Source organism: Bradyrhizobium sp. USDA 4486 (genome assembly GCF_054057995.1).
In genome coordinates this window covers 8,251,615-8,273,556 of sequence record NZ_JBSRZV010000001.1, presented here as the reverse complement: position 1 = coordinate 8,273,556, position 21,942 = coordinate 8,251,615, and the positions used below count along the sequence as shown (strand labels likewise).

General features: G+C 65.5%; 22 protein-coding genes, 1 pseudogene and 1 riboswitch. Of the genes and pseudogenes, 16 read left to right on the top strand and 7 right to left on the bottom strand.

Annotation, left to right across the window (positions count from 1 at the left end; translation table 11 throughout):
• Positions 1–25 precede the first annotated feature (25 nt).
• A complete protein-coding gene (locus ACVWY3_RS39105; RefSeq protein ID WP_456843214.1) occupies positions 26–1,690 on the top strand; it encodes an aminotransferase class III-fold pyridoxal phosphate-dependent enzyme in 1,665 nt (554 codons plus the stop codon).
• A 218-nt stretch (positions 1,691–1,908) separates the two neighbouring features.
• Here the strand turns inward: ACVWY3_RS39105 and ACVWY3_RS39100 are convergent, their stop codons facing one another.
• From ACVWY3_RS39100 to ACVWY3_RS39090, 3 genes are all read right to left on the bottom strand, one after another.
• Complete coding sequence (locus tag ACVWY3_RS39100; protein WP_456843213.1) at positions 1,909–2,568, bottom strand: hypothetical protein; 660 nt, start codon at positions 2,566–2,568, stop codon at positions 1,909–1,911.
• A 154-nt stretch (positions 2,569–2,722) separates the two neighbouring features.
• Positions 2,723–3,412: a methyltransferase domain-containing protein gene (locus ACVWY3_RS39095; protein WP_456843212.1), complete on the bottom strand. Its 690-nt coding sequence runs from the start codon at positions 3,410–3,412 to the stop codon at positions 2,723–2,725.
• 33 nt (positions 3,413–3,445) lie between these two features.
• Positions 3,446–4,498: a glycosyltransferase family 4 protein gene (locus tag ACVWY3_RS39090; protein WP_456843211.1), complete on the bottom strand. Its 1,053-nt coding sequence runs from the start codon at positions 4,496–4,498 to the stop codon at positions 3,446–3,448.
• 272 nt (positions 4,499–4,770) lie between these two features.
• Between ACVWY3_RS39090 and ACVWY3_RS39085 the strand changes: the two genes are divergently transcribed.
• Positions 4,771–5,469 carry a L,D-transpeptidase gene (locus ACVWY3_RS39085; RefSeq protein ID WP_456843210.1) on the top strand — a complete coding sequence of 233 codons (699 nt, stop codon included), beginning with the start codon at positions 4,771–4,773 and terminating at the stop codon, positions 5,467–5,469.
• A gap of 201 nt (positions 5,470–5,670) precedes the next feature.
• Here the strand turns inward: ACVWY3_RS39085 and ACVWY3_RS39080 are convergent, their stop codons facing one another.
• Positions 5,671–5,937 (bottom strand): hypothetical protein, encoded by a 267-nt coding sequence (locus ACVWY3_RS39080; RefSeq protein WP_456843209.1) that lies wholly within the window; start codon positions 5,935–5,937, stop codon positions 5,671–5,673.
• Positions 5,934–6,716, bottom strand: a complete 783-nt coding sequence (locus ACVWY3_RS39075) for a DUF899 domain-containing protein (RefSeq protein WP_456843208.1) — start codon at positions 6,714–6,716, stop codon at positions 5,934–5,936. The genes ACVWY3_RS39080 and ACVWY3_RS39075 overlap by 4 nt, the downstream gene beginning before the upstream one ends.
• Before the next feature lie 153 nt (positions 6,717–6,869).
• Here ACVWY3_RS39075 and ACVWY3_RS39070 point away from each other — a divergent pair, with 153 nt between their 5' ends.
• From ACVWY3_RS39070 to ACVWY3_RS39035, 8 genes are all read left to right on the top strand, one after another.
• Positions 6,870–8,090, top strand: a complete 1,221-nt coding sequence (locus ACVWY3_RS39070) for a helix-turn-helix domain-containing protein (protein WP_456843207.1) — start codon at positions 6,870–6,872, stop codon at positions 8,088–8,090.
• A 30-nt stretch (positions 8,091–8,120) separates the two neighbouring features.
• Positions 8,121–8,759 carry a Vgb family protein gene (locus tag ACVWY3_RS39065; RefSeq protein WP_456843206.1) on the top strand — a complete coding sequence of 213 codons (639 nt, stop codon included), beginning with the start codon at positions 8,121–8,123 and terminating at the stop codon, positions 8,757–8,759.
• A 241-nt stretch (positions 8,760–9,000) separates the two neighbouring features.
• Positions 9,001–10,569: a DUF4403 family protein gene (locus ACVWY3_RS39060; protein WP_456843205.1), complete on the top strand. Its 1,569-nt coding sequence runs from the start codon at positions 9,001–9,003 to the stop codon at positions 10,567–10,569.
• Between the two features lie 107 nt (positions 10,570–10,676).
• On the top strand, positions 10,677–11,786 hold the full coding sequence (locus ACVWY3_RS39055) for an ABC transporter ATP-binding protein (RefSeq protein ID WP_456843204.1): 1,110 nt from the start codon (positions 10,677–10,679) through the stop codon (positions 11,784–11,786).
• A 49-nt stretch (positions 11,787–11,835) separates the two neighbouring features.
• A complete protein-coding gene (locus tag ACVWY3_RS39050; protein ID WP_456843203.1) occupies positions 11,836–12,894 on the top strand; it encodes an ABC transporter substrate-binding protein in 1,059 nt (352 codons plus the stop codon).
• A gap of 261 nt (positions 12,895–13,155) precedes the next feature.
• Positions 13,156–14,418, top strand: coding sequence for an ABC transporter permease (locus tag ACVWY3_RS39045; RefSeq protein WP_456843202.1), 1,263 nt, complete (start codon positions 13,156–13,158; stop codon positions 14,416–14,418).
• Entirely contained in the window at positions 14,415–15,245 is an 831-nt protein-coding gene (locus ACVWY3_RS39040; RefSeq protein ID WP_456843201.1) for an ABC transporter permease, read from the top strand. Before ACVWY3_RS39045 ends, ACVWY3_RS39040 begins: the two co-directional genes overlap by 4 nt.
• Positions 15,246–15,408: 163 nt before the next feature.
• Positions 15,409–16,620 carry an ABC transporter substrate-binding protein gene (locus ACVWY3_RS39035; protein WP_456843200.1) on the top strand — a complete coding sequence of 404 codons (1,212 nt, stop codon included), beginning with the start codon at positions 15,409–15,411 and terminating at the stop codon, positions 16,618–16,620.
• 141 nt (positions 16,621–16,761) lie between these two features.
• Here the strand turns inward: ACVWY3_RS39035 and ACVWY3_RS39030 are convergent, their stop codons facing one another.
• Positions 16,762–17,289, bottom strand: a complete 528-nt coding sequence (locus ACVWY3_RS39030; protein ID WP_456843199.1) for a PRC-barrel domain-containing protein — start codon at positions 17,287–17,289, stop codon at positions 16,762–16,764.
• A 269-nt stretch (positions 17,290–17,558) separates the two neighbouring features.
• Here ACVWY3_RS39030 and ACVWY3_RS39025 point away from each other — a divergent pair.
• Positions 17,559–17,744 (top strand): annotated as a pseudogene (locus tag ACVWY3_RS39025) (ATP-binding protein); the annotation flags it as partial.
• Positions 17,745–17,793: 49 nt separating this feature from the next.
• Here ACVWY3_RS39025 and ACVWY3_RS39020 read toward each other — a convergent pair.
• Positions 17,794–18,003, bottom strand: coding sequence for a hypothetical protein (locus tag ACVWY3_RS39020; protein ID WP_456843198.1), 210 nt, complete (start codon positions 18,001–18,003; stop codon positions 17,794–17,796).
• 241 nt (positions 18,004–18,244) lie between these two features.
• Between ACVWY3_RS39020 and ACVWY3_RS39015 the strand changes: the two genes are divergently transcribed.
• The 5 genes from ACVWY3_RS39015 to ACVWY3_RS38995 all read left to right on the top strand — a co-directional run bounded on the left by ACVWY3_RS39015 (position 18,245) and on the right by ACVWY3_RS38995 (position 21,780).
• Positions 18,245–18,859 (top strand): transglycosylase SLT domain-containing protein, encoded by a 615-nt coding sequence (locus tag ACVWY3_RS39015; protein ID WP_456843197.1) that lies wholly within the window; start codon positions 18,245–18,247, stop codon positions 18,857–18,859.
• A gap of 49 nt (positions 18,860–18,908) precedes the next feature.
• A riboswitch (TPP riboswitch) is annotated at positions 18,909–19,053 on the top strand.
• A complete protein-coding gene (locus tag ACVWY3_RS39010) occupies positions 19,041–20,066 on the top strand; it encodes an FAD-dependent oxidoreductase (RefSeq protein ID WP_456843196.1) in 1,026 nt (341 codons plus the stop codon). Its footprint overlaps the riboswitch before it by 13 nt.
• The gene (thiS, locus tag ACVWY3_RS39005; protein ID WP_456843195.1) at positions 20,057–20,254 is read left to right on the top strand and encodes a sulfur carrier protein ThiS; all 198 of its coding nucleotides are present in this window, start codon (positions 20,057–20,059) and stop codon (positions 20,252–20,254) included. Before ACVWY3_RS39010 ends, thiS begins: the two co-directional genes overlap by 10 nt.
• Before the next feature lie 148 nt (positions 20,255–20,402).
• Entirely contained in the window at positions 20,403–21,185 is a 783-nt protein-coding gene (locus ACVWY3_RS39000; protein WP_456843194.1) for a thiazole synthase, read from the top strand.
• Positions 21,172–21,780 carry a thiamine phosphate synthase gene (locus tag ACVWY3_RS38995; protein WP_456843193.1) on the top strand — a complete coding sequence of 203 codons (609 nt, stop codon included), beginning with the start codon at positions 21,172–21,174 and terminating at the stop codon, positions 21,778–21,780. The genes ACVWY3_RS39000 and ACVWY3_RS38995 overlap by 14 nt, the downstream gene beginning before the upstream one ends.
• The last annotated feature ends 162 nt before the right edge of the window (positions 21,781–21,942 follow it).

Here is a 21,942-nt window from a genome sequence, read left to right as displayed (position 1 = left end):
GCTCACAGGGTTAGCGCTTGTTGTCATGGAAACGACACTCCCGATTCTCTCGATGTCCGTGGCCGCCGCAGCGTCCGCTGCCGCCGTCCTCCCGAAGATCAAGGCGCGGGTCGAATTGTCCCGCGCCAAGCACCGCTCGCTTGCCGGACACTCCAAGATGTCGCGGCGGGTGGCAAAGCTGCTCCCGTTCTACGAGTTCGAGGGCGACGAGTATTTCGGCTGCGACGGCGCGCCTGACAACGTGGTGAAGCAGCGCAAGGACGCCTTCTTCCGCCTCGCCCAAATCTACGCCGAGCGCTACCCCAAGGGCCGCGCGATGACGAAGGAAGCGGCGGAGACGATCTCCGACCTCAACTTCACCGAGAGCTACCGCGTGCCGTTCCAGTTCTCGCGTCTGGTCCGCGAGCATCTGGGCACCTCGACCTTCATGGAATCCTCCAGCGGCGTCACCGTCACCGATGTCGACGGCAATACCTCCTACGACCTCACCGGATCCTACGGCGTCAACATCTTCGGCAACGACTTCTACAAGGAGTGCATCGAGAGCTCGGAGAAGCGCGCGCATGCGCTCGGCCCGGTGCTCGGCCCCTACCACCCCGTCATCCTCGAGAACGTGCAGCGGCTCTGCCAGATCTCGGGTCTCGACGAGGTCTCGTTCCACATGTCCGGCACCGAAGCCGTGATGCAGGCGGTCCGCCTTGCGCGCTACCACACCAAGCGCACGCATCTGGTCCGCTTCGCCGGCGCCTATCACGGCTGGTGGGGCGACGTGCAGCCCGGCGTCGGCAATCCGATCCCCGCGCACGAGACCTACACGCTCTCCGAAATGTCCGAGAAGACGCTGCACGTGCTGCGCACGCGCAAGGACATCGCCTGCGTGCTGGTCAACCCGCTCCAGGGCCTGCATCCGAACGTCAACGCGCCCGGCGATTCCTCGCTGGTCGATTCCTCGCGCGGCGGCAATTTCGATCGCGCGGCCTATACCGAGTGGCTGAAGAAGCTGCGCGAGGTCTGCGACCGGCGCGGCATCGTGCTGATCTTCGACGAGGTCTTCGTCGGCTTCCGTCTCGCTGCCGGCGGCGCCCAGGAATATTTCGGCGTCAAGGCCGACATGGTGACCTACGGCAAGAGCCTTGCCGGCGGCCTGCCGGTCGGCGTGGTCTGCGGCAGACGCGAATTGATGCGCCGCTTCCGCGACGACCGTCCCGCCGACATCTGCTTCGCGCGCGGCACCTTCAACTCGCATCCCTACGTCATGACGGCGATGGACGAATTCTTGAGTCGGCTCGCCAGCCCGAACTTCCGCGCCATCTATGATGGGCTGGATGCGACCTGGAACGGCCGCGTCCAGAAGCTCAACCAGATGATGACCGACGCCGAGCTGCCGGTGCAGTTCGCCAACCTCTCGTCGATCTGGACGGTGAAATACACCACACCGTCCCGCTACAACTGGATGCTGCAATATTATCTGCGCGCCGAGGGCCTGGCGCTGAGCTGGGTCGGCACGGGACGGCTGATCTTCAGCCTCAACTACACCGATGCCGACTTCGCTGAGGTCGCCGACCGCTTCGTCCGCGCCGCCGAGAAGATGAAGGCCGACGGCTTCTGGTGGCACGACGGCGTGCTCACCAACAAGCGCATCAAGCGGCAGATTTTGAAAGAGATGCTCGCCAAGCGCTTTAGGCGCTGAGGCTCGATCTCCGCGCCGCACAGCCACTCGTCGCACAGCCACTATCATTCCGTGGCGGCTCGAAGAGCCGAACCCGGAATCTCGAGTATCCGGGTTCGATGCTTCGCATCGCCCCGGAATGACAATGCTTGCGGCATCCCCCAAGACGTGGATGCCCGGGACAAGCCCGGGCATGACGCAACCATCAGACATCCGAGTGTTGGGTGTTAGCCGCGTGCTCAGGCGTGCTGCTCTTCGAGCGCGGGCTCGGCAATGAGGCCCAGCGTGTGCTCGGGGTTGAGGTGCAGGCCGGGGTCCATCAGCTCGCCGCGCATCAGCGCCAGCGGAGCAGAGCGATAGAGCATCAAATCGTGGAAGGGGTCGGTCAGGATCTTGGTCATCCAGACGAGGCCGGTCTCGACATCGCGGATGAAGAACAGGTGCACGGTGCGGAACAAAAGACCGCCACCGCCGATCACGAGCCAGATCTTGGCGACCTGACGCATGAAGTCGGTCGCGGTCGCCCAGGGCGTGAACAAGCCGAACAGCGTCGGATCGACCACCAGCACCAGCGGCGAGAGCGCCCAGATCGCCATCAGCACCACCTTGCGCTGAAGGTTGTAGCCGACCTTGATCTCTTCCTTGTACTCGTGCGTCGCCTGGTTGATGTGGTCGTAATCGTGCGGCTCGAAGAAGAAGTGACCGGCCTGGCGCGAGGTCATCGAGACCAGCCAGCCGACCAGCGCCGAGATCATGGGGTCGACGAACAGCCAGACATAGGCAAAGAGAAAGCTCAGCGCGCTGACGAAGTGCAGGCTCTGATTGATGCGGCTGTGGTGATAGTAGCGATGGTCGTCCCAGCGCTGGATCCGCAGCTGCTCGAGATAATTCTTGATCATGCTCTCCCCCAAAATGCTTCGGGTTCTGGATTTACAGGGATTCGATGTAGGCCGTGTGACATCATCATTTTGTCATATGACGATGTGCAGCGACGCGATGACGCACGCAAACGCGTGAGCGGCGGAGCGAGCCGCCGCTCCTACGCAGCCTTGCTCAGGCTGCCTTGGCGACGTCGACCTTGCGGAAGCGCACCAGCGAGAAGTGGCCGAGCGGCGGAATCAGGCGGCGCTCGGCGAGCTCCATGCCATGCGCGCCGGCCAGCCATTTCGCGTAACGCGACCAGGCGAACTCGGCGGTGCGGAAGCCGAGCGGACGCACCACCGGCTGGAGTTTCTGCTCGATGAAGCGGCGCATGCCGGTGTCGGCGCTGACGCGGGTCAGGATGATCAGCTCGCCGCCCGGACGCAGCACGCGGGCGAATTCGTCGAGCGCCTTCTCCGGATTCGGCACGGCGGTGACGACGTACTGCGCCATCACGACGTCGAAGGAATTGTCGGGGAATTCCAGCTTCTCGGCGTCCATCACCGCAAGGCCCTCGACGTTCTTGAGCTTGCCCTCGCTGACGCGGCGGCGCGCCTTGTCGAGCATGGCTTCCGAAATGTCGGTGCCGAAGATGCGCAGATGCGGCGCGTAGAGCGGCAGCGAGATGCCGGTGCCGACGCCGACCTCGAGCACGCGGCCGCCGATCTTGTTGGTGGCCGCGATGGCGGCCTGGCGGCCCTTGGCGAACACGCCCCCGAACACGAGATCGTAGACGGGCGCCCAGCGATCATAGGCCTGCTCGACCGTGCCACGGGTGAGGTCGAGCTGCTGGGTGCCGTCAAGGTTCATGATCTTAGCCATCGATGAGGTTCTCGCTATGGTTCAAAGGGGTGATCAACCGCGCACCGGCCGCCGCGCCATGCGAGGCGAGGCGCGCAGGACGCGGCTGGGCTGAAGTGAGGTGAGATTGCCGACGAACTGGCGCGCGCTGTTCTCCCAGGAGCGCTCCAGCGCGAAGTTGCGGCAGGTCTCGCGCGACATCGTGAGCGCGCGCAGGCACGCGGTACGCAGATCATGGTCGATCGCGCCGATCGGATGATCGGCGATGACATCCTTCGGGCCCGTCACCGGAAACGCCGCAACCGGCGTGCCGCAGGCGAGCGCCTCGAGCTGCACCACGCCAAATGTGTCGGTCAGGCTCGGGAAGACGAAGACGTCGGCCGCGGCGAGATGCGCGGTGAGATCCGCGCCCTTCTTCTCGCCGAGAAATACCGCGTCGGGATATTTCCTTTCCAGCGCCGCCTTCTGCGGGCCGTCGCCGACGACGACCTTGGTGCCGGGCAGGTCGAGGGAGAGGAAGGCTTCGAGATTCTTCTCCACCGCCACGCGGCCCATGGTCATGAAGATCGGGCGCGGCAGGTCGAGCTTGGCGGGGCTGTCGGGATGGAACAGCTCGGTGTTGACGCCGCGCGTCCAGAAGCCGAGCCGCTTGAAGCCGCGTTCCGAGAGCTCCTGGCGCAGCGAGGGCGTCGCCACCATGGTCATTGCGGCGGCATCGTGGAAGTGGCGCAGCACGGCATAGCCGACCGCGGCCGGGATGCCGGTCCGCACCGAGACATATTCGGGAAAACGCGTCGTATAGGAGGTCGTGAACGCCAGGCGGTTGCGGCGGCAATAGGCGCGCGCGGCCCAGCCGATCGGCCCCTCGGTCGCGATGTGCAGCGCGTCCGGCGCCGCCTTCTCGATCAGACGCGCGATCTCCTTTCCGCTCGGCAGCGCGATGCGCAGGCCCGGATAGGTCGGCAGCGGCCAGGACGGAAAGCCGTCCGGGGTGAGGAAGTCGATCTCGACATCGAGCGCCTTGGCGGCGTTGGCCAGCGAGGTCAGAGTGCGGACCACACCGTTGACCTGCGGATGCCAGGCGTCAGTCGCGATTAATACCCGCATGGGAAAATCCCGAGAGGTTGATGATTCTCGGCTTACGACCATCAACCACGGATATTTCAGGCGTGTGACGTCACATAAATGTCGGCCCGCTGTTTTGTTGGTTAACAGGCGCGCCGGGCCACGAAACTGTCATGAAACAATCCTTGCCGCGAAGAAACCGTTTTCGGTTTTCCGCGCAAACGTCCCGAAACTTCTTTCCGTTAGGAATTTAGGCAACGGAGCACCGAAACGGTGCCGCGGTGGTCAACACACCGAGCAAACAGGGGCGATCAATGTTCAATCTGGACACGTTCAAGGCGTATTCGCGCGCCGTTGCTTTTGGCGCAGCCGCGATCTCCGCGATCGCATTCGCCGGCCCGGCCAAGGCCGCGCCCGTGCAGCTCTTCCCGTTCTTCCAGCCGCTGCCGCCGATGGCCGCACTGCACCCCTACCAGGCGCCGACCTATCAGACCGCGCCATCCGAGGATCAGGACGCGGTCGAGATGCCGGCGCGCTTCCGCCGCCAGACCGTCTCCTACGCGACGCGCGAGGCGCCGGGCACCATCATCATAGATACGCCGAACACCTATCTCTATTACGTGCTCGGAGGCGGCCAGGCGCTGCGCTACGGCATCGGCGTCGGTCGCGACGGCTTCACCTGGTCGGGCATCCAGTCGGTGAGCAAGAAGGCCGAGTGGCCGGACTGGACCCCGCCGCCGGAGATGATCGCCCGCCAGCCCTATCTGCCGCGCCACATGGCCGGCGGCCCCGGCAACCCGCTTGGCGCCCGCGCCATGTATCTCGGCGGCACCATCTACCGCATCCACGGCACCAACGCCCCCGAGACCATCGGCAAGCACGTCTCCTCCGGCTGCATCCGCATGACCAATGAAGACGTCACCGACCTCTATTCCCGCGTCAATGTCGGCACCAAGGTCATCGTGCTGCCGATGTCGGAACGCCGCGCGGACCTCGGCGCCGCGACGCGCTAAACGACGGGACAGGATAGAGATGTGAACGGCCCCGGCGAGACCGGGGCCGTTTGCGTTCGGCGTCGGCGTTTGCGGCACATCCCCTTCGAGACGCCCGCCTATGGCGGGCCCTCAGGATGAGGGCTGAGTGTGCGGCTCCCGGCTGCACCACCTGCTTCGCGAATGCCTGCCGCGACGGACGAAATGTGCGCACGATAACCGCTAACCACCCCACCGCCCCGCAATCAGGCGCAGCCACGCCGCCGAATGAAACGCGCTCATCAGGAGATACATCGGCACCATCCCGCCGAGCACGGAGCCGTGTCCGGCGACGCACAGCATGTCTGCCGGGCCGCCGAGCACTGCCGTCAGCACGGCCATGATCGCGAAGGTCGGTGTGGCCGCTAAGGCCAGCCATCTGGCGAAGTGGCGCGCGGCGGCGACGCCGTCACGGCTGTCATTGGGGGTCGCGCTGACGGGGCTGCTCATTTCCGTTCGCCCGCAGCCGCCTCGCGAAATGCCCTCTCGCCGGCGTCCGAGACCTCCACCCATTTCTCGTCGGGCGCGGCGCCTTCCTCGTAGCTGTCGTGCCAGTTCCACCATTTGTAGGTCGGCGTCTGCGGATAGCCGGGAGGCGAATCCTCCCAGACCTCCTGCCGGCCGAGCGGCGTGATGTCGAGATAGTTCCAGGTGCCGCCCATCTGCTCGTCGCCGCGGCTCTTGACGAAATAGGTGCGGAAAATGCGGTTGCCGTCGCGGAAGAACACGTTGGTGCCGTGCCATTCGTCGACGCCGAAATCCTTGTCGAAGCTGTCGGTGATGGTGACCCAGGGCATGGTCCAGCCCATCCGCTTCTTCAACCTGGCGATCTCGGCCTGCGGTGCGCGCGAGGCGAACACGAGCGTGGTGTCGCGCGCATTGAGGTGCGCGACATGCGCGACCTGGTCGGCGACCATCGAGCAGCCGCGGCAGGCATGATCGGGCCAGCCGAACACGCCCGGCTCGAAGAAGGCGCGGTAGACGATCAGCTGCCGCCGGCCCTGGAACAGATCGGCCAGACTGATCTTGCCGCCGGGCCCCTCGAACGCGTAGGCTTTGGTCACTTCCATCCACGGCATGCGCCGGCGCTCGGCGGCCAGGGCGTCGCGGGCGCGGGTAAGCGCCTTTTCCTTCACGAGCAATTGCAGTCGGGCGGCCTCCCAGTCCTGCGGCGATACCACCGGCGGTGTTTGCATCCCGTTCGTTCCTGCGTTGTCGGCTGATGTCATGATAGCTCTCCAAATCTCTCGTCCGGGCGCCCGGTCCGGATCCCGCCACGACAAGTGCGGAACCGTTCGCCCCTCGCCGCACATCGTCGGCCCTCGACGATTTCTGGCACCGGGCCGTTGCGCGGTGGGAGTAACAAGTGTGGCGGGATTTGAATGGAATCGCTGATCACGGCTGCGGCGCGCGCGCTGGAGGCCGGCGATCCGCTCGGCGCTCTGAACCGCGTGGCGCTGCGCAACGATGCGCCATCGCTGGCGCTGCGTGGCATCGCGATGGCGCAGCTCGGCGATCTCGCCAAGGCGAAGACACTGCTGCGGAGCGCCGCACGCGCATTCGGTCCGCGCGAGGCGGTGGCGCGGGCAAGATGCGTCGTGGCCGAGGCCGAGATCGCGCTGGTCTCACGTGACCTGAGCTGGCCCGTGAAAGCGCTCGCGGCCGCGCGCGCAACGCTGCAGAAGCACGGCGATCTCGCCAACGCCGCGCATGCGGGCCATATCGAAGCGCGGCGCCTTCTCCTCGTCGGACGTGTCGACGAGGCCGAGCAGACGCTGGCCGGGCCCGGCGCGCCCCCGCTCCCGCCTGCGTCCCAGGCCATCCGCGAGCTCGTCGCCGCCGGCATCGCAATCAGGCGGCTCAGAACCGAAGACGCGCGCGCGGCGCTCGGCCGCGCGGCGCGCGCAGCACGGCAGGCAAAGATCCCGGCGCTCCTGGCCGAGGTCGAGAGCGCGAACCTCATCCTCGACACGCCGGCCGCACGGCTGATCGCGGGCGGCAGCGAACACCCGTTGTTGCTCGGAGAAGTCGAAAGACTGGCGACCTCGACGGCGCTGGTCGTGGACACCTTCCATCACGTCGTGCGCCGGCAAGGCGTTGCCGTGTCGCTCGGAACGCGGCCGGTGCTGTTCGCGCTCGCGCGCCTGCTGGCGCAGGCGTGGCCCGCGGATGTCTCGCGGGAGATGCTGATGTCAGGCGCATTCCGGGCGAAGCACGCCGACGAATCGCATCGCGCGCGATTGCGCGTCGAGATCGGGCGGCTTCGCACCAAGCTGAAGCCGCTGGCCGACATCAGCGCGACGAAGCAGGGCTTTGTGCTGGCACCGCGCAAGACGCGCGACATTCTCGTGCTGGCGCGGCCCGTCGAGGAAAAGCACGCCGCCGTTCTCGCCTTTCTTGCCGACGGCGAGCCGTGGTCGAGCTCGGCGCTCGCGCTGGCGCTCGGAACCAGCGCGCGCACCGTGCAGCGGGCGCTCGACGAGCTGGGGCGATCGAACAAAGTGCAGTCGTTCGGACACGGACGGGCGCGGCGCTGGATGACCCCGCCGGTCCCGGGATTCCCGACAGGCTTGTTACTCCCCACGCCGCTGCTGAAAACGTAAGGTCGGCGGCACCTCACAGGGACCACGCACATGAAACGTTCAGCCGCCGAGATCATCAGGGAGTACGGGCCGTTTGCGGGTGTCGAGGCCGTGCACGGCGTCACCTATGACGGTACCCATGTTTGGTTCGCCTCCGGTGACAGATTGAATGCGCTCGATCCCTCCAGCGGCAAGGTCGCGCGCACGATCGATGTCGCCGCGCATGCGGGAACGGCGTTCGATGGCCGCCACCTGTTTCAGATCGCCGAGGACCGCATCCAGAAGATCGATGCCGCGACCGGCAAGGTGCTCGGCACGATTCCCGCGCCCGGCGGCGGTGGCGATTCCGGGCTTGCCTGGGCAGAGGGCTCGCTCTGGGTCGGGCAATATCGCGAGCGCAAGATCCATCAGATCGATCCCGCAACCGGAAAGGTTCTGCGCACGATCGAGAGCAAGCGCTTCGTCACCGGCGTCACCTGGGTCGACGGCGAGCTCTGGCACGGCACCTGGGAAGGCGAGGACAGCGACATCAGGCGGATCGATCCCCAGACCGGCAAGGTGCTGGAGCAGCTCGACCTGCCCGCTGGGACGATGGTCTCTGGCCTTGAGTCCGACGGCGCTGATCGCTTCTTCTGCGGCGGTGGAGAGCGCGGCAATGTGAGAGCGATCCGCCGTCCCAAGCGCGGCTAAAGCATGATCCGGAAAAGTGCGAAGCGGTTTTCCGGAAAGATCATGCCTAAACAACAACCTAAAGCGCGATGACGATTTGTCCAAATCTCATCGCGCTTTAGTCTGACAAGATGGCCCGAACACGCGGCAACGGCACGATCGCGGCCGTTAACACATTCGCCCCAATTCCACCCCATCGGTGCGCTCTAGCGCCCTCCTCGCCCGGCCTGTAAAATCCCCGCCGGGGCGGCTTGGGGGATTGATGCGTCTGACGTTGAATCTGAAGATTATCCTGATCGCCGTGGCGGTGCTCGCGGCGTCGTTCTTCATCAGCCTGAAGGCGATGGATTGGCTTTCGCCGCGCGCGACGAATTCGGCGCCGCCGGTCGCGCAGCTGCCGCCGCTGCCGCCGGTCGCGAAGAGCTCGATCGTCGTGGCCCCGGTCGCGATTGCGCTGTCGGCGATCCGCGAGCAGGCCGAGAAGGCCGCGCCGCGCAATTTTGCCGGCAAGGCCGACAACCCGATCTCGCAAATCCTGGAGAACGCCGACATCGGCTGGTCCGCCGTGCGTGGGCCGATGGCGGCCACCGGCGACAAGGACGTGCTGACGATCTCGACGCCGCTCAGCGGCAAGCTGAACGTGACGGGCTCGCTGTCGTCCAAGGCCACCGGCGCGCTCGGCGATGCGCTCGGCAGCGTGCTCGGCGGTGACGCGGCGAAACGGATCGGCGCGGTCAACATCAAGAACCTGAACGCCAGCGCCGAGATCAAGGGCAACGTGGTCGTCACCTCGCGCCCGAAGCTTGCCGCCGCCTGGCACCTCGAACCCAATCTCGGCGCCCAGGTCAATCTCGGCGACACCAACCTCAACGTGGCCGGCGCCAAGGTCAACGTGCCGGCGCAGGTGAAGCCGCTGATCGACAAGACCGTCGGCGAGCAGATCAACGCCGTCTCCGAGCGCATCCGCAACGATGGCTCGCTGCGGGAGAATGCGAAGCTGCAATGGGCCAAGGCCTGCCGCTCGATCCCGCTGCAGGGTTCGGGCAGCTCGGCTGCGCTGCCGCCGCTGTGGCTGGAGATGAAGCCGACCCGCGCCATCGCGGCGCAGCCGCGCGTCGATGCTCAGAACGTGACACTGCTGCTCGGCCTCGAGCTCGAGACGCGCGTCACCTCGACCTCGTCCAAGCCGGACTGCCCGTTCCCTGAGAAGATCTCGATCGTGCCGCCGACCGGCACCGGCGTGAACATCGGCGTGCCGATCGACGTGCCCTTCACCGAGATCAACAAGCTGATCGCGGCGCAGATGGTCGGTCACACTTATCCCGAGGACGGCTCGGGCCCGGTCGACGTCACCGTCAAAAGCGTCAACGTGATCCCGTCGGGCGACCGGCTGCTGATCTCGCTGTTGGTTCGCGCCAAGGAAAAGAAGAGCTGGTTCGGCCTCGGCGCCGAGGCGACCGTGCACATCTGGGGCCGGCCGATGCTCGACCAGGCGCAGCAGACGCTGCGGCTCGCCGACATCCAGCTCGCGGTGGAATCCGAAGCGGCCTTCGGCCTGCTCGGCGCCGCGGCGCGCGCGGTGGTGCCGCAAATGCAGCAGGCACTGGTGCAGAAGGCGACGCTCGATTTGAAGCCGATCGCCGCCAACGCCCGCGAGAAGATTGCAGCCGCGATCGCCGACTACCAGAAGAGCGAGGACGGCCTCAAGGTCGACGCCAAGATCGACAGCCTGACCCTCGCCGACATCGCCTTCGATGCCAAGACGCTGCGCGTGGTTGCGGAAGCCGGCGGCTCGCTCAACGTGTACGTGACCAAGCTGTCGGGGATGTAGCGCGCCGTGCGCGCCGGTCCCGCGCGCCTCCTCGTCGCTTGCGCCGCTGGCATTCTCGCCGGAGGATGCTAGTCTCGCAGCACTGTAGGGGACAACGCGAGGACAACATGGAAGCCGGCATGGTCACGCCCGCGCCGGCACTGGTGCGGTTTTCCGGCATTCAGAAGACCTATGATGGCGAGCATCTCGTGGTGAAGAACCTCGATCTCGACATCAAGAAGGGCGAGTTCCTCACCCTGCTCGGCCCGTCGGGTTCGGGCAAGACGACCACGCTGATGATGCTGGCCGGCTTCGAGGTTCCAACCCAGGGCGAGATCTACCTCGCGGACCGGCCGATAAAGAAGGTGCCGCCCCACAAGCGCGACATCGGCATGGTGTTCCAGAACTATGCCCTGTTTCCGCATCTGACGATCGCGGAGAACATCGCCTTTCCGCTCTCCGTTCGCAAGACCGGCAAGGCCGAAGCGCAGGAACGCGTCGGCGCGGCGTTGCGCATGATCAAGATGGAAACCATGGCGCAGCGGCGGCCCGGACAGCTGTCCGGCGGTCAGCAGCAGCGCGTGGCGCTGGCCCGCGCGCTGGTCTTCAATCCGCAACTCGTGCTGATGGACGAGCCGCTCGGCGCCCTGGACAAGCGCCTGCGCGAGCAGATGCAGCTCGAGATCAAGCAACTGCACGAGACGATGGGCATCACCATCGTCTACGTCACCCACGACCAGAGCGAAGCGCTCACCATGTCGGATCGCATCGCCGTGTTCAACGACGGCATCGTGCAGCAGATCGACAGGCCCGACGCGCTGTATGAGCGTCCGGTGAACAGTTTTGTCGCCCACTTCATCGGCGAGAACAATGTGCTCGCCGGTACCGTCGAGACGATCGACCAGACCTATTGCAGGGTTGCGCTGGCTGGTGGCGGCGCCGTGACCGCACGCGCGGTCAACGTCTCAGGTGCGGGCGCATCGACCTCCCTGTCGGTGCGGCCGGAGCGGATCGCCATTGTCGCGGATGGCGCCGCCAACGACGGACCGAATCGACTGCCGGCCAGAGTGCAGAACACGATCTATCTCGGCGACCATGCGCTCGCCGTGCTCGATGTCTCAGGGAACGCCGAGTTCATGGTCAAGCTTCAGCCGGGTGCGCATGACAGCCTGACACAAGGCGAAAACGTCTTCGTCACCTTCCGCCCGGAGGACTGCCTCGCCCTCGATCCCGTCTGATCAGACGATCAACACTCGACGCAATGCACATGAAGAAGGAACAAGGACCATGCTGAAGCGCAAGACTGGCAAGACTGCTCTGGGGTTCGCGGCAGCGTTCAGCGCCAGCGCTGCACTGGCGACCGTCGCGCAGGCGCGTGACCTCACCGTTGTGTCGTGGGGCGGCGCGTATCAGGATGCGCAGAAGAAAGTCTATTTCGAGCCCTTCAAAAAGGCCACCGGCATTGCCATGAACGACGAGTCCTGGGACGGCGGCATCGGCGTATTGCGCGCCAAGGTGCAGGGTGGTGCGGCCACCTGGGACGTCGTTCAGGTCGAGAGCGACGAACTCGCGGTCGGCTGCGAGGAAGGCCTGTTCGAGAAGATGGACTATTCCCGGATAGGCGGCGAGGCCGCCTATATCCCGCCGTCGGTCAACGCTTGCGGCGTCGGCGCCATCCTCTACGATTTCGTGCTCGGCTACGACAAGGACAAGCTGAAGGAAGCCCCTAGCGGCTGGGCCGATTTCTTCGACACCAAGAAGATCCCCGGCAAACGCGCTTTGCGTCAGGGCCCCAAGACCACGCTCGAGATCGCGCTGATGGCCGACGGCGTCCCGCCGAACGACGTCTACAAGGTGCTGGCGACCGATGAAGGCGTCGAGCGCGCCTTCAAGAAGCTCGACACCATCAAGGGCGACATCGTCTGGTGGAAAGCCGGCGCCCAGCCGCCGCAACTGCTTGCTTCCGGCGAGGTGGTGATGACCTCGGTCTACAATGGCCGCATCGACACCGCGAACAAGAACGAGAAGAAGAACTTCGGCATCGTGTGGAACGGTGCGCTCTTCACCCTCGATAGCTGGGTCATCCTGAAGGGCAGCCCGAACAAGGATGCCGCCTACAAGTTCCTGGATTTTGCCGGCAAGGCGGAGAACCAGTCAAAGCTGTCGGAGAACATTGCCTATGGCACCTCGAACAAGGACGCCGCCGGACGCCTTGCGCCCGCCGTCCTGAAGGACCTGCCGACGGCGCCTGACAACATCAAGAACGCGGTCGAGATCAACGTCGGCTTCTGGCTCGAGAACATCGACCGCCTCACCGAGCGCTTCAACAAATGGGCCGCGAAATAGCACCCGGCCGAGCCGGCATGCGGCGCGTGGAAAAACGTGGTGAATGGCGCCCCCGCGGCGCATCCTTCGAGACGCCCGCCTACGGAGGGCCCTCAGGATGAGGTCTGAGTTTGTGGCAGCGACTCTACAAGCACCGGTGTCGATGAGCCTCCTCCTGAGGAGACCGCCACCGGGTCCGCGCAAGGCGCGGCCCGATGACAGGCTCCGCGATCGTCTCGAAGGACGAGGCGCTTGCTCTGGCCGCTGCAAGGGGCTTCTCCCATGACGGTAGTCTCCCTGACCGGCGCCAATGCCGAGACCAACGTGCCGCTCAAGCGTCGATTGCGGCGGGCGGAGCGCGCACGACAGATCAAGGCGCTGGCGCTGATCCTGCCGCTGCTGCTGTTTCTGCTCTTCACCTTCGCCGGACCCATCATCGGCATGCTGTGGCGCGCGGTCGATGACCGGGAGGTGCGCCAGGTTCTGCCGCAAACCATCGCTGCCCTCGCCGACTGGGACGGCAAGGGCCTGCCTGACGAAAAGGCCTATGCGGCGCTGGCAAGCGACCTCCAGGCAGCGCGCGCCGCCGGCTCCATCGCCATCGCGGCCAAGCGGCTCAATTATGCCCTGAACGGCTTTCGCACGATCCTGACAAGCACGGCACGCAATCTCAAAGCCGTGCCCGAGCCAGGCACGGCAAAGGAGACGCTGAGCAAGCTCAACCCGGCCTGGCGCGAGCGCAGCACATGGACGACGATCAAGGATGCTGGCGGCCCGGTGACCGGCTTCTACCTTCTTGCGGCGCTCGACCTGACGCGGAACGCGGACGGCGCCATCATCGCGGCGCCACCGGATCAGGCGATCTATCTCGACATCTTTCTCCGTACCTTTCTCATCAGCCTCGGTGTCACCGCGCTCTGCCTGATCCTCGGCTTTCCGGTCGCATACCTCTTGGCGGTGCTGCCGCCGGGCCGATCGAACCTGCTGATGATCTTCGTGCTGCTGCCGTTCTGGACCTCGCTGCTGGTCCGCACCTGCGCCTGGATCGTGCTGTTGCAGAGCAAGGGTGTCGTGAACGACAGCCTGCACTGGCTCGGCATCATCGACGAGCCGCTCCGCCTGATCTACAATCGCTTCGGCGTCTGCGTGGCCATGACCCACGTGCTGCTGCCGTTCATGATCCTGCCGCTCTACAGCAGCATGAAGGCGATCTCGCCCGCTTACATGCGGGCCGCCGCCTCGCTTGGCGCGCCACCGAGCACCGCGTTCCTGCGGATCTATTTGCCGCAAACCCTGCCCGGCATCGGCGCGGGAAGCCTGCTCGTCTTCATCCTGGCGCTTGGCTACTACATCACGCCGGCCCTCGTCGGCGGAGCTGCCGATCAGATGATCAGCTATTTCATCGCGCTTTACACCACCGAGACGGCCAATTGGGGCCTTGCATCGGCGTTGGGCGCGGTGCTGCTGCTCGCCACGGTTCTGCTCGCGCTCGTCTATGGTAAGCTGGTGCAGGGCCAGCAGGTCACGGGAGGCATGAAGAATTGAGCGACACGCCCTCCCTCCGCACCGCCAGCCAGCGCATCGCATGGATCGCGACCATCGCCATCTCGACGATGGTGTTCATCTTCCTGATCGCGCCGATCCTCGCCATCATGCCGCTGTCCTTCAGCTCCGGCTCGTACCTCACTTATCCGCTGCCGGGCCTCTCCTTGCGCTGGTACGACGACTTCATCAATTCGCCGCGCTGGATGAATTCGCTGAAGAACAGCATGATCATCGGCTTCGCCTCGACGCTGCTGTCGATGGTGCTCGGCACGCTGGCAGCTCTTGGGCTCGCGCAGTGGAAGAGCCGGCTCAAACCGCTGGTGCTGGCTTTCGTGCTGTCGCCGGTCGTCGTGCCCGGCGTCATCACCGCGGTCGGCCTGTACTTCTTCTTCGCACCCATCGGGCTGACCGGCAGCTATCTCGGCCTGATCCTGGCCCACACCGCGCTGGCGACGCCTTTTGTGGTGATCACGGTCGGCGCGACGCTGCAAAGCTTCGACACCAACCTCGCACGCGCCGCCGCCTCGCTGGGTGCCTCGCCGCTTCAAGCGTTCCGCCGCGTGATCCTGCCATTGATCCTGCCGGGGCTCGCGTCGGGCGCACTGTTCGCCTTCGCGACCAGTTTTGATGAAGTGGTGATCGTGCTGTTCATGGCAGGGCCCGAGCAGCGCACCCTGCCGCGCGAGATGTTCAGCGGCATCCGCGAGAACATCAGTCCGACCATCACAGCCGCGGCCGTGGTCCTGACGACAGTCTCGATCATCCTGCTCGCTACCCTGGAAGGCCTGCGCCGGCGCAACGAGCGGCTCAAGGCCGGCCGCGCCTGATAACTTCTCCCTCTCCCCGCCCGCGGGGGGAGGCGAACGGAACACCGACCGCCCCTTCTGATTTTGCATCCCGCTATGGCGCGCACCGCTTAGCTGCCGCGATCGTTTGTCGCTACAACCGTGCCGCAACAAAACCCAAACAACAACGCTGAGGGAGAAACATATGCACAAACTCGTCGCCGCCACAGCAGTCGGTCTCGCGCTTGCCGCCACGTCAGGCCCTGCACAGGCGCAGATTTCCGACGACGTCGTCAAGATCGGCGTGCTCACGGATATGTCGAGCCTCTATGCGGACGCGACCGGCAAGGGCTCGCTCGCCGCGGTCGAGATGGCGGTTGCCGACTACGGCGCCAAGGTCGCCGGCAAACAGGTCGCGGTGGTCGCCGCCGATCACCAGAACAAGCCCGACGTCGGCGTCAACATCGCCCGCAACTGGTATGACAACGACAAGGTCGATGCGATCTTCGACGTGCCGACGTCCTCGGTCGCGTTGCCGGTCTCGGCGCTGACGCGCGAGAAGAACAAGATCCACGTCAATTCCGGCGGCGGCTCCTCCGACATCACCGGCCCCGCCTGCTCGCCGAACACGGTGCACTGGACCTACGACACCTATGCGCTGTCGAACGTCGCCGGCAAGGCGATGGTGAAGCGCGGCGAGGACACCTGGTTCTTCGTCACCGCCGACTACGCCTTCGGCATGGCGCTCGAGCGCGATGCCGCCAATGTCGTCAAGGAAAGCGGCGGCAAGGTGCTCGGCGACGTCCGCCATCCGCTCAACTCCTCGGACTTCTCCTCCTTCCTGCTCCAGGCGCAGGCCTCCAAGGCCAAGGTGGTCGCGCTCGCCAATGCGGGCGGCGACACCACCAATGCGCTGAAGCAGGCGCCCGAGTTCGGCCTGACCCAGAGCGGCCAGAAGATGATCGCGCTGCTCCAGGAGATCACCGACACGCATTCGCTCGGCATCAAGGCGACGCAGGGCCTGATCGTCACCGACGCCTTCTACTGGGACATGAACGAGGAGACGCGCGCCTTCTCAAAACGCTTCAACGAGAAGGTCGGGCACATGCCGACCATGATCCAGGCCGGCCTCTATTCGGCGACGATGCACTATCTCAAGGCGATCGACGCCATCAAGACCGACGAGGCGCCGAAGGTGATGGAGCAGATGCGCAAGATGCCCGTCAACGACTTCTTCGCCAAGAACGGCAAGATACGCATCGACGGCCGCATGGTCCACGACATGTATCTGTTCGAGGTCAAGAAGCCCGAGGACTCCAAGGGCGAGTGGGACCTCTACAAGCTGATCGCCACCGTGCCCGGCGAGGAGGCCTTCCGTCCGCTCGACAAGGGCGGCTGCCCGCTGGTGACGCACTGAGCGTCTCGTTCGATAGGAGCGGAGCCACCGCATCAGGAGGACGCCGAAGCTTCCACGACGTCACGGCATGCGGTGAAAAGACACGACAGCGCGCCCGGTGAAAACCGGGCGCGCTTCGTTTAGGCCATCACGCGAGCTGCGTTACTCCGAATACTTGAACTCGGGCATGTTCTTCAGCTCGTCCTTGCTGGCGTTGAACACGGCGTGGTCGGGATACCACTTCGACGAGGACGACGAGGACGTGGTCGTCGCGGTCTTGTCGGTGCCGGTCGCAGCGCCGGTGGTGGTGGTCGACTTGTTCATCGTGCCGCCCGCGCCACTGGTGCCGGTATAGGCCACGGCCTCGTTGACGAACTTCAGCTTCTCATAGGGCACCGCGACCAGATGCTCACCCATGCCGAGGAAGCCGCCGACGCCGATCACGGCGATCTTGATGGCGCCGCTCTTGTCCATCAGGAGATCGTTGATCGAGCCGATGTTCTCGTTGGCCTCGTTATAGACCTTCAGGCCCGACATCTTCGAGGCACGCCACTCACCCGACGCGGTCGTCGTGGTGGCCGTGGCTGCAGGGGCCGCCTTGTCGGTGGTGGCGGTCGGCGATTGCGCGAACGCAACGGTCGCAAGAAGTGCCGTGCCGGCGAGGCCGGCGGCGATCGATTTCATCAGCATGTTGTCCTCTCCTTCCACAGAAAACTCGTGCGAAGAAAACAGCGCTGCTCACTCCCAGTTCCGTGCGCGCAGCAATTTCGTCGCGGGATGCGAGCACAAGAACGGCGACGGATTGTTCCTGCGTCACCCCAGGAACAATTTTTTGCGGCGCACGGTTCCCCGCCGATGATCATGCGCCCCGGCGGAAAGCACGATCGCGGCGAGGAACGCGCGGAGCTGCGTCGCTTTAGGTCGGCTCTTGCAGTCGATCGGAAGCGCGGAGAATCCGAATTGCAACCCTCGTCCAGAACGCGGTGCGGTTCGGCTCCGAGGTCACGATCCGCCTCGATGCATCGTCCAGCATGCGCGTCATCGACGTCGAGGATGACGGCTCCGGCATTTCGGACGCGCGCAAGCAGGAGATGCTGGAGCCGTTCGTGCGCGGCGACGAGGCGCGCACCATGGACGACTTCACCTCTCCCCGGCGGGGAGAGATGGGGACGAAGCGATCCGCAGCGATGCGCGTCAGGCCGCGAGCGGCGGGTGCTCGACTGCCATCTCGCCGTAGATCGCCACTGCCTCGAAGCGATATCCGCAGGCGCGGCAATTCCAGAGATAGGAGACGCGCCCCTCGCCCGGCTCGATCCAGTCCGGCTGGGGGATTGGCGTGCCGCACTGGGCACAGGGGTTGTGTCTAGGAACGTCGCCGATGTGTGCCTTGTTTGATTTTGTCATGGCACCCTCCCACTTCGCAGGCGTCTTCATACTCGCTTTCGCAAGCCGATGCCAATAGACAGGCGTGCTGTCGCGAGCCGGGGGTCGTTCGCCCCAAGGCGTCAGTTACGCCAGCTTTGCGTCATCACGGCGGCTCGGCGCCGCAAAAAACACGCGTGGCGGCGTTTGGTCACATCATCGCCGCGTTCCGCGCCTAACCGCGGCCGGGCGCAGGTCACTTCAAGGACCTCAGGAATATCTCATGAAGATTTTACGCATTGCCGCGCTGCTCGCGGCCGGACTGACCGTGCCGCAGGCCGCATTCGCGGGCGAAGCCGACTATGCCGAGATGGTCGCGACGCATGCGCGCGCCAACGGCGTGCCGGAGGCGCTGGTGCACCGCGTCATCATGCGCGAGAGCCGCTACCAGCCCGGCCTCATCGGCCGCGGCGGCACCATCGGCCTGATGCAGATCAAGCTCGCGACCGCGCGCGGGCTCGGCTACACCGGCGATGCCGCTGGCCTGCGCGATCCCAACACCAATCTCACCTACGCAGTCAAATACCTCGCCGGCGCCTATCACGCCGCCAATGGCGACCACGCGCGAGCCGTGCGTTATTTCGCGGGCGGCTACTACTACGTCGCAAAGCGGCAGCGCCAGGAGCAGCAGCAGGCGATGGTGCGTGAGGCCAGCACCGAAACCTGGCTGGAGCCCAACGGCAACCCGCAGCCGATGTTCGGCACCGCGCCGCCCAGGAAGCTGGCGCAAGGCGTCCGCAATGCGCGGGCGCAGGTTCTGTCATTCCGGGGCGACGCGCAGCGTCGAACCCGGAATCTCGAGATTCCGCGTTCGGCTCTTCGAGCCGCCCCGGAATGACTGGCCTGTGGCTAACGCGTTGACACCAGCTCCCACTGGCATACATTAGAGCCGTTCCGAGGGGTGCTCCGAGGAGGAGCTGAGATACCGCTAAATGGGCAGGCCTGCACTTCAGCAAGCCGGCCCAGGACCGCGGTGACCCTTTGAACCTGATCCGGGTCATGCCGGCGAAGGGACAGGGATGTTGCAGACGACCAAGCGACCGGATTCACCGGTATCCATCATCGGCGCAGGCATTGCCGGCGCCTGGCAGGCGCTCCTGTTCGCGCAGGCCGGCCACGCCGTAACCCTACACGAGCGCGGTGACGCGGCGATGACCGAATCCACCAGCCACTGGGCCGGCGGCATGCTGGCGCCGTGGTGCGAGGCCGAGGTCGCCGAACCCGTCATCTCCAGGCTCGGCCAGCGCTCCCTCGACATCTGGCGCCGTGAGCTGCCCGACACACCCTTCAACGGCTCGCTGGTCGTCGCCCATCCGCGCGAGCGCAACGATTTCGAGCGCTTTGCCCGCATGACCGAGGGCCACCGACGGCTTGATGCCGCCGCGCTCGCCGAGCTCGAGCCGTCGCTGGAGGGCCGTTTTCGCGATGCGCTGTTCTTCGCGGCCGAGGGCCATGTCGAGCCGCGCCGCGTGCTGCCGAAGCTGCACGCGCGCATCAAAGCGGCCGGCGGCACCATCAAATTCGACAGCGACGTCAGCGCGAAAGATCTCGCAAACCTTAATCCTGGAGGCATCGTGATCGACTGCCGCGGCCTCGCCGCACGGGAGGACCAGCCCGAGCTGCGCGGCGTCAAGGGCGAGATGATCCTGATCGAGACGGACGAGGTGCAGCTGGCGCGCCCGGTGCGGCTGATCCATCCGCGCTGGCCGCTCTACGTGATCCCGCGCGAGAACAATCTGTTCATGCTGGGCGCGACCTCGATCGAGGCCGAGGACACCGGCGTCAGCGTCCGCTCCGCGCTGGAGCTTTTGGGCGCAGCCTATGCCGTGCATCCCGCCTTCGGCGAAGCGCGCATCGTCGAATTCGGCTCGGGCCTGCGCCCCGCCTTTCCCGACAATCTCCCCCGCATCGGCATTCGCGGCGAAGAGATCAGCGTCAACGGGCTTTACCGCCACGGCTTCCTGATCGCGCCGGCGCTCGCCGAGCTGACGCTTGCTTACGTCGAGCGCGGCCAGATCGACAATGAGGTGATGCAATGCGCTTGATCGTCAACGGCGAGCAGCGCGAGGTGAACGCGGCCAGCGTCGATGCGCTGCTCTCTGAGCTCGACTACGAGGGCACCCATTTCGCGATCGCGCTCAACTACGACGTCGTGCCGAAAAGCCGCTGGGCCGAGACCGTGCTGAAGGCCGGCGACGAGATCGAGATCATCACGCCGCGGCAGGGAGGGTGACAGCGATGGCACGCTCTCTTCGCGACGACGGCTGCATTGGCCCGTCATTCCGGGGCACGCGAAGCGTGAACCCGGAATCGCGCCGCAACTTCGAGATTCCGGATCGGTCCGCGTTCCGCGGCCCGTCCGGAATGACGGGGAATTCAAGATGGTGACCTTCTACGGCAAATCCTTCCCCTCCCGCCTCCTGATCGGCAGCGCGCTCTATCCCTCGCCCGCGATCATGCAGGCGGCGATCCGCGCCTCCGGCTCGAACATCGTCACGGTGTCGCTGCGCCGCGAATCCGCCGGCGGCAAGACCGGGGACGCGTTCTGGAAGCTGATCCGCGAGCTCGACGTCACCGTGCTGCCCAACACCGCCGGCTGCCGCAGCGTGCGAGAAGCCGTGACAACCGCAAAGCTCGCGCGCGAATTGTTCGGGACGTCCTGGATCAAGCTGGAGGTCATCGCCGACAACGACACGCTGCAGCCCGACGTCGTCGGCCTCGTCGAAGCCGCGACCATCCTGATCAAGGACGGTTTTGAGGTGTTCCCCTATTGCACCGAGGACCTCTCGGTCGCGAACCGCCTGGTCGATGCCGGCTGCAAGGTGGTGATGCCATGGGCCGCGCCGATCGGCAGCGCCAAGGGCATCACCAATCGCGATGCCTTGAGGCTGCTGCGCGAGCGGCTGCCCGACATCACGCTGGTGGTCGACGCCGGCATCGGCGCGCCGAGCCACGCGGCGCAGGCGCTCGAGCTCGGTTACGACGCCGTGTTGCTCAACACGGCGATCGCAAAAGCCGCCGATCCCGTCGCGATGGCCAACGCCTTTCGCCTCGGAATCGAGGCCGGCCGCACCGCTTTCGAAGCCGGGCTGATGAACGCCCGCGACTTCGCCTCCCCATCCACCCCTGTCGTTGGGACCCCGTTCTGGCATGCCGTATCCTGATCGCTTCTATCCCGTCGTCGACAGCCTCAAATGGATCGAGCGGCTGACCAAGCTCGGCGTCGGCACCATCCAGCTGCGCGCCAAAGAGCTGAATGACGCCGAGGCGCTGCAGATCGTCACCGACGCACTGGCGATCACGAACGGCACGCAAGCCAAGCTGGTCGTGAACGACTATTGGCGCGCGGCGATCGTCGCCGGTGCGAAATACCTGCATCTCGGCCAGGAGGATCTGGCGGAGGCCGACCTCAAGGCCATCCGCGAGGCCGGCCTGTCGCTCGGCATCTCCACGCACGACGACGAGGAGCTTGCCACCGCGCTCGCCGCCAAGCCCGATTATGTCGCGCTGGGACCGATCTTCTTCACCACGCTGAAATCGATGCGCTTCGAGCCCCAGGGCATTCCGAAGATCACGGAATGGAAGAAGCGCATCGGCAACATCCCGCTGGTCGCGATCGGCGGCATCAAGTTCGAGCACGCCGCGGAGATCTTTGCCGCGGGCGCGGATTCGATTGCTGTCGTTTCCGACGTCACCCAGAACGCCGACCCCGATGCCCGCGTGCGGCAATGGCTCGGCCAGTCCGAGGAGGCGGCATGATGCTCACTCTCTCACCACGCCCTCAACTGTCATCGCCCGGCTTGACCGGGCGATCCAGTACGCCGCGGCCTAGCCGCATCTCACCACCGCCTCTGGAATACTGGATCCCCGCCTTCGCGGGGATGACAGCGGTATTTGTCGCTCGCGCAGCGATGCCAACGA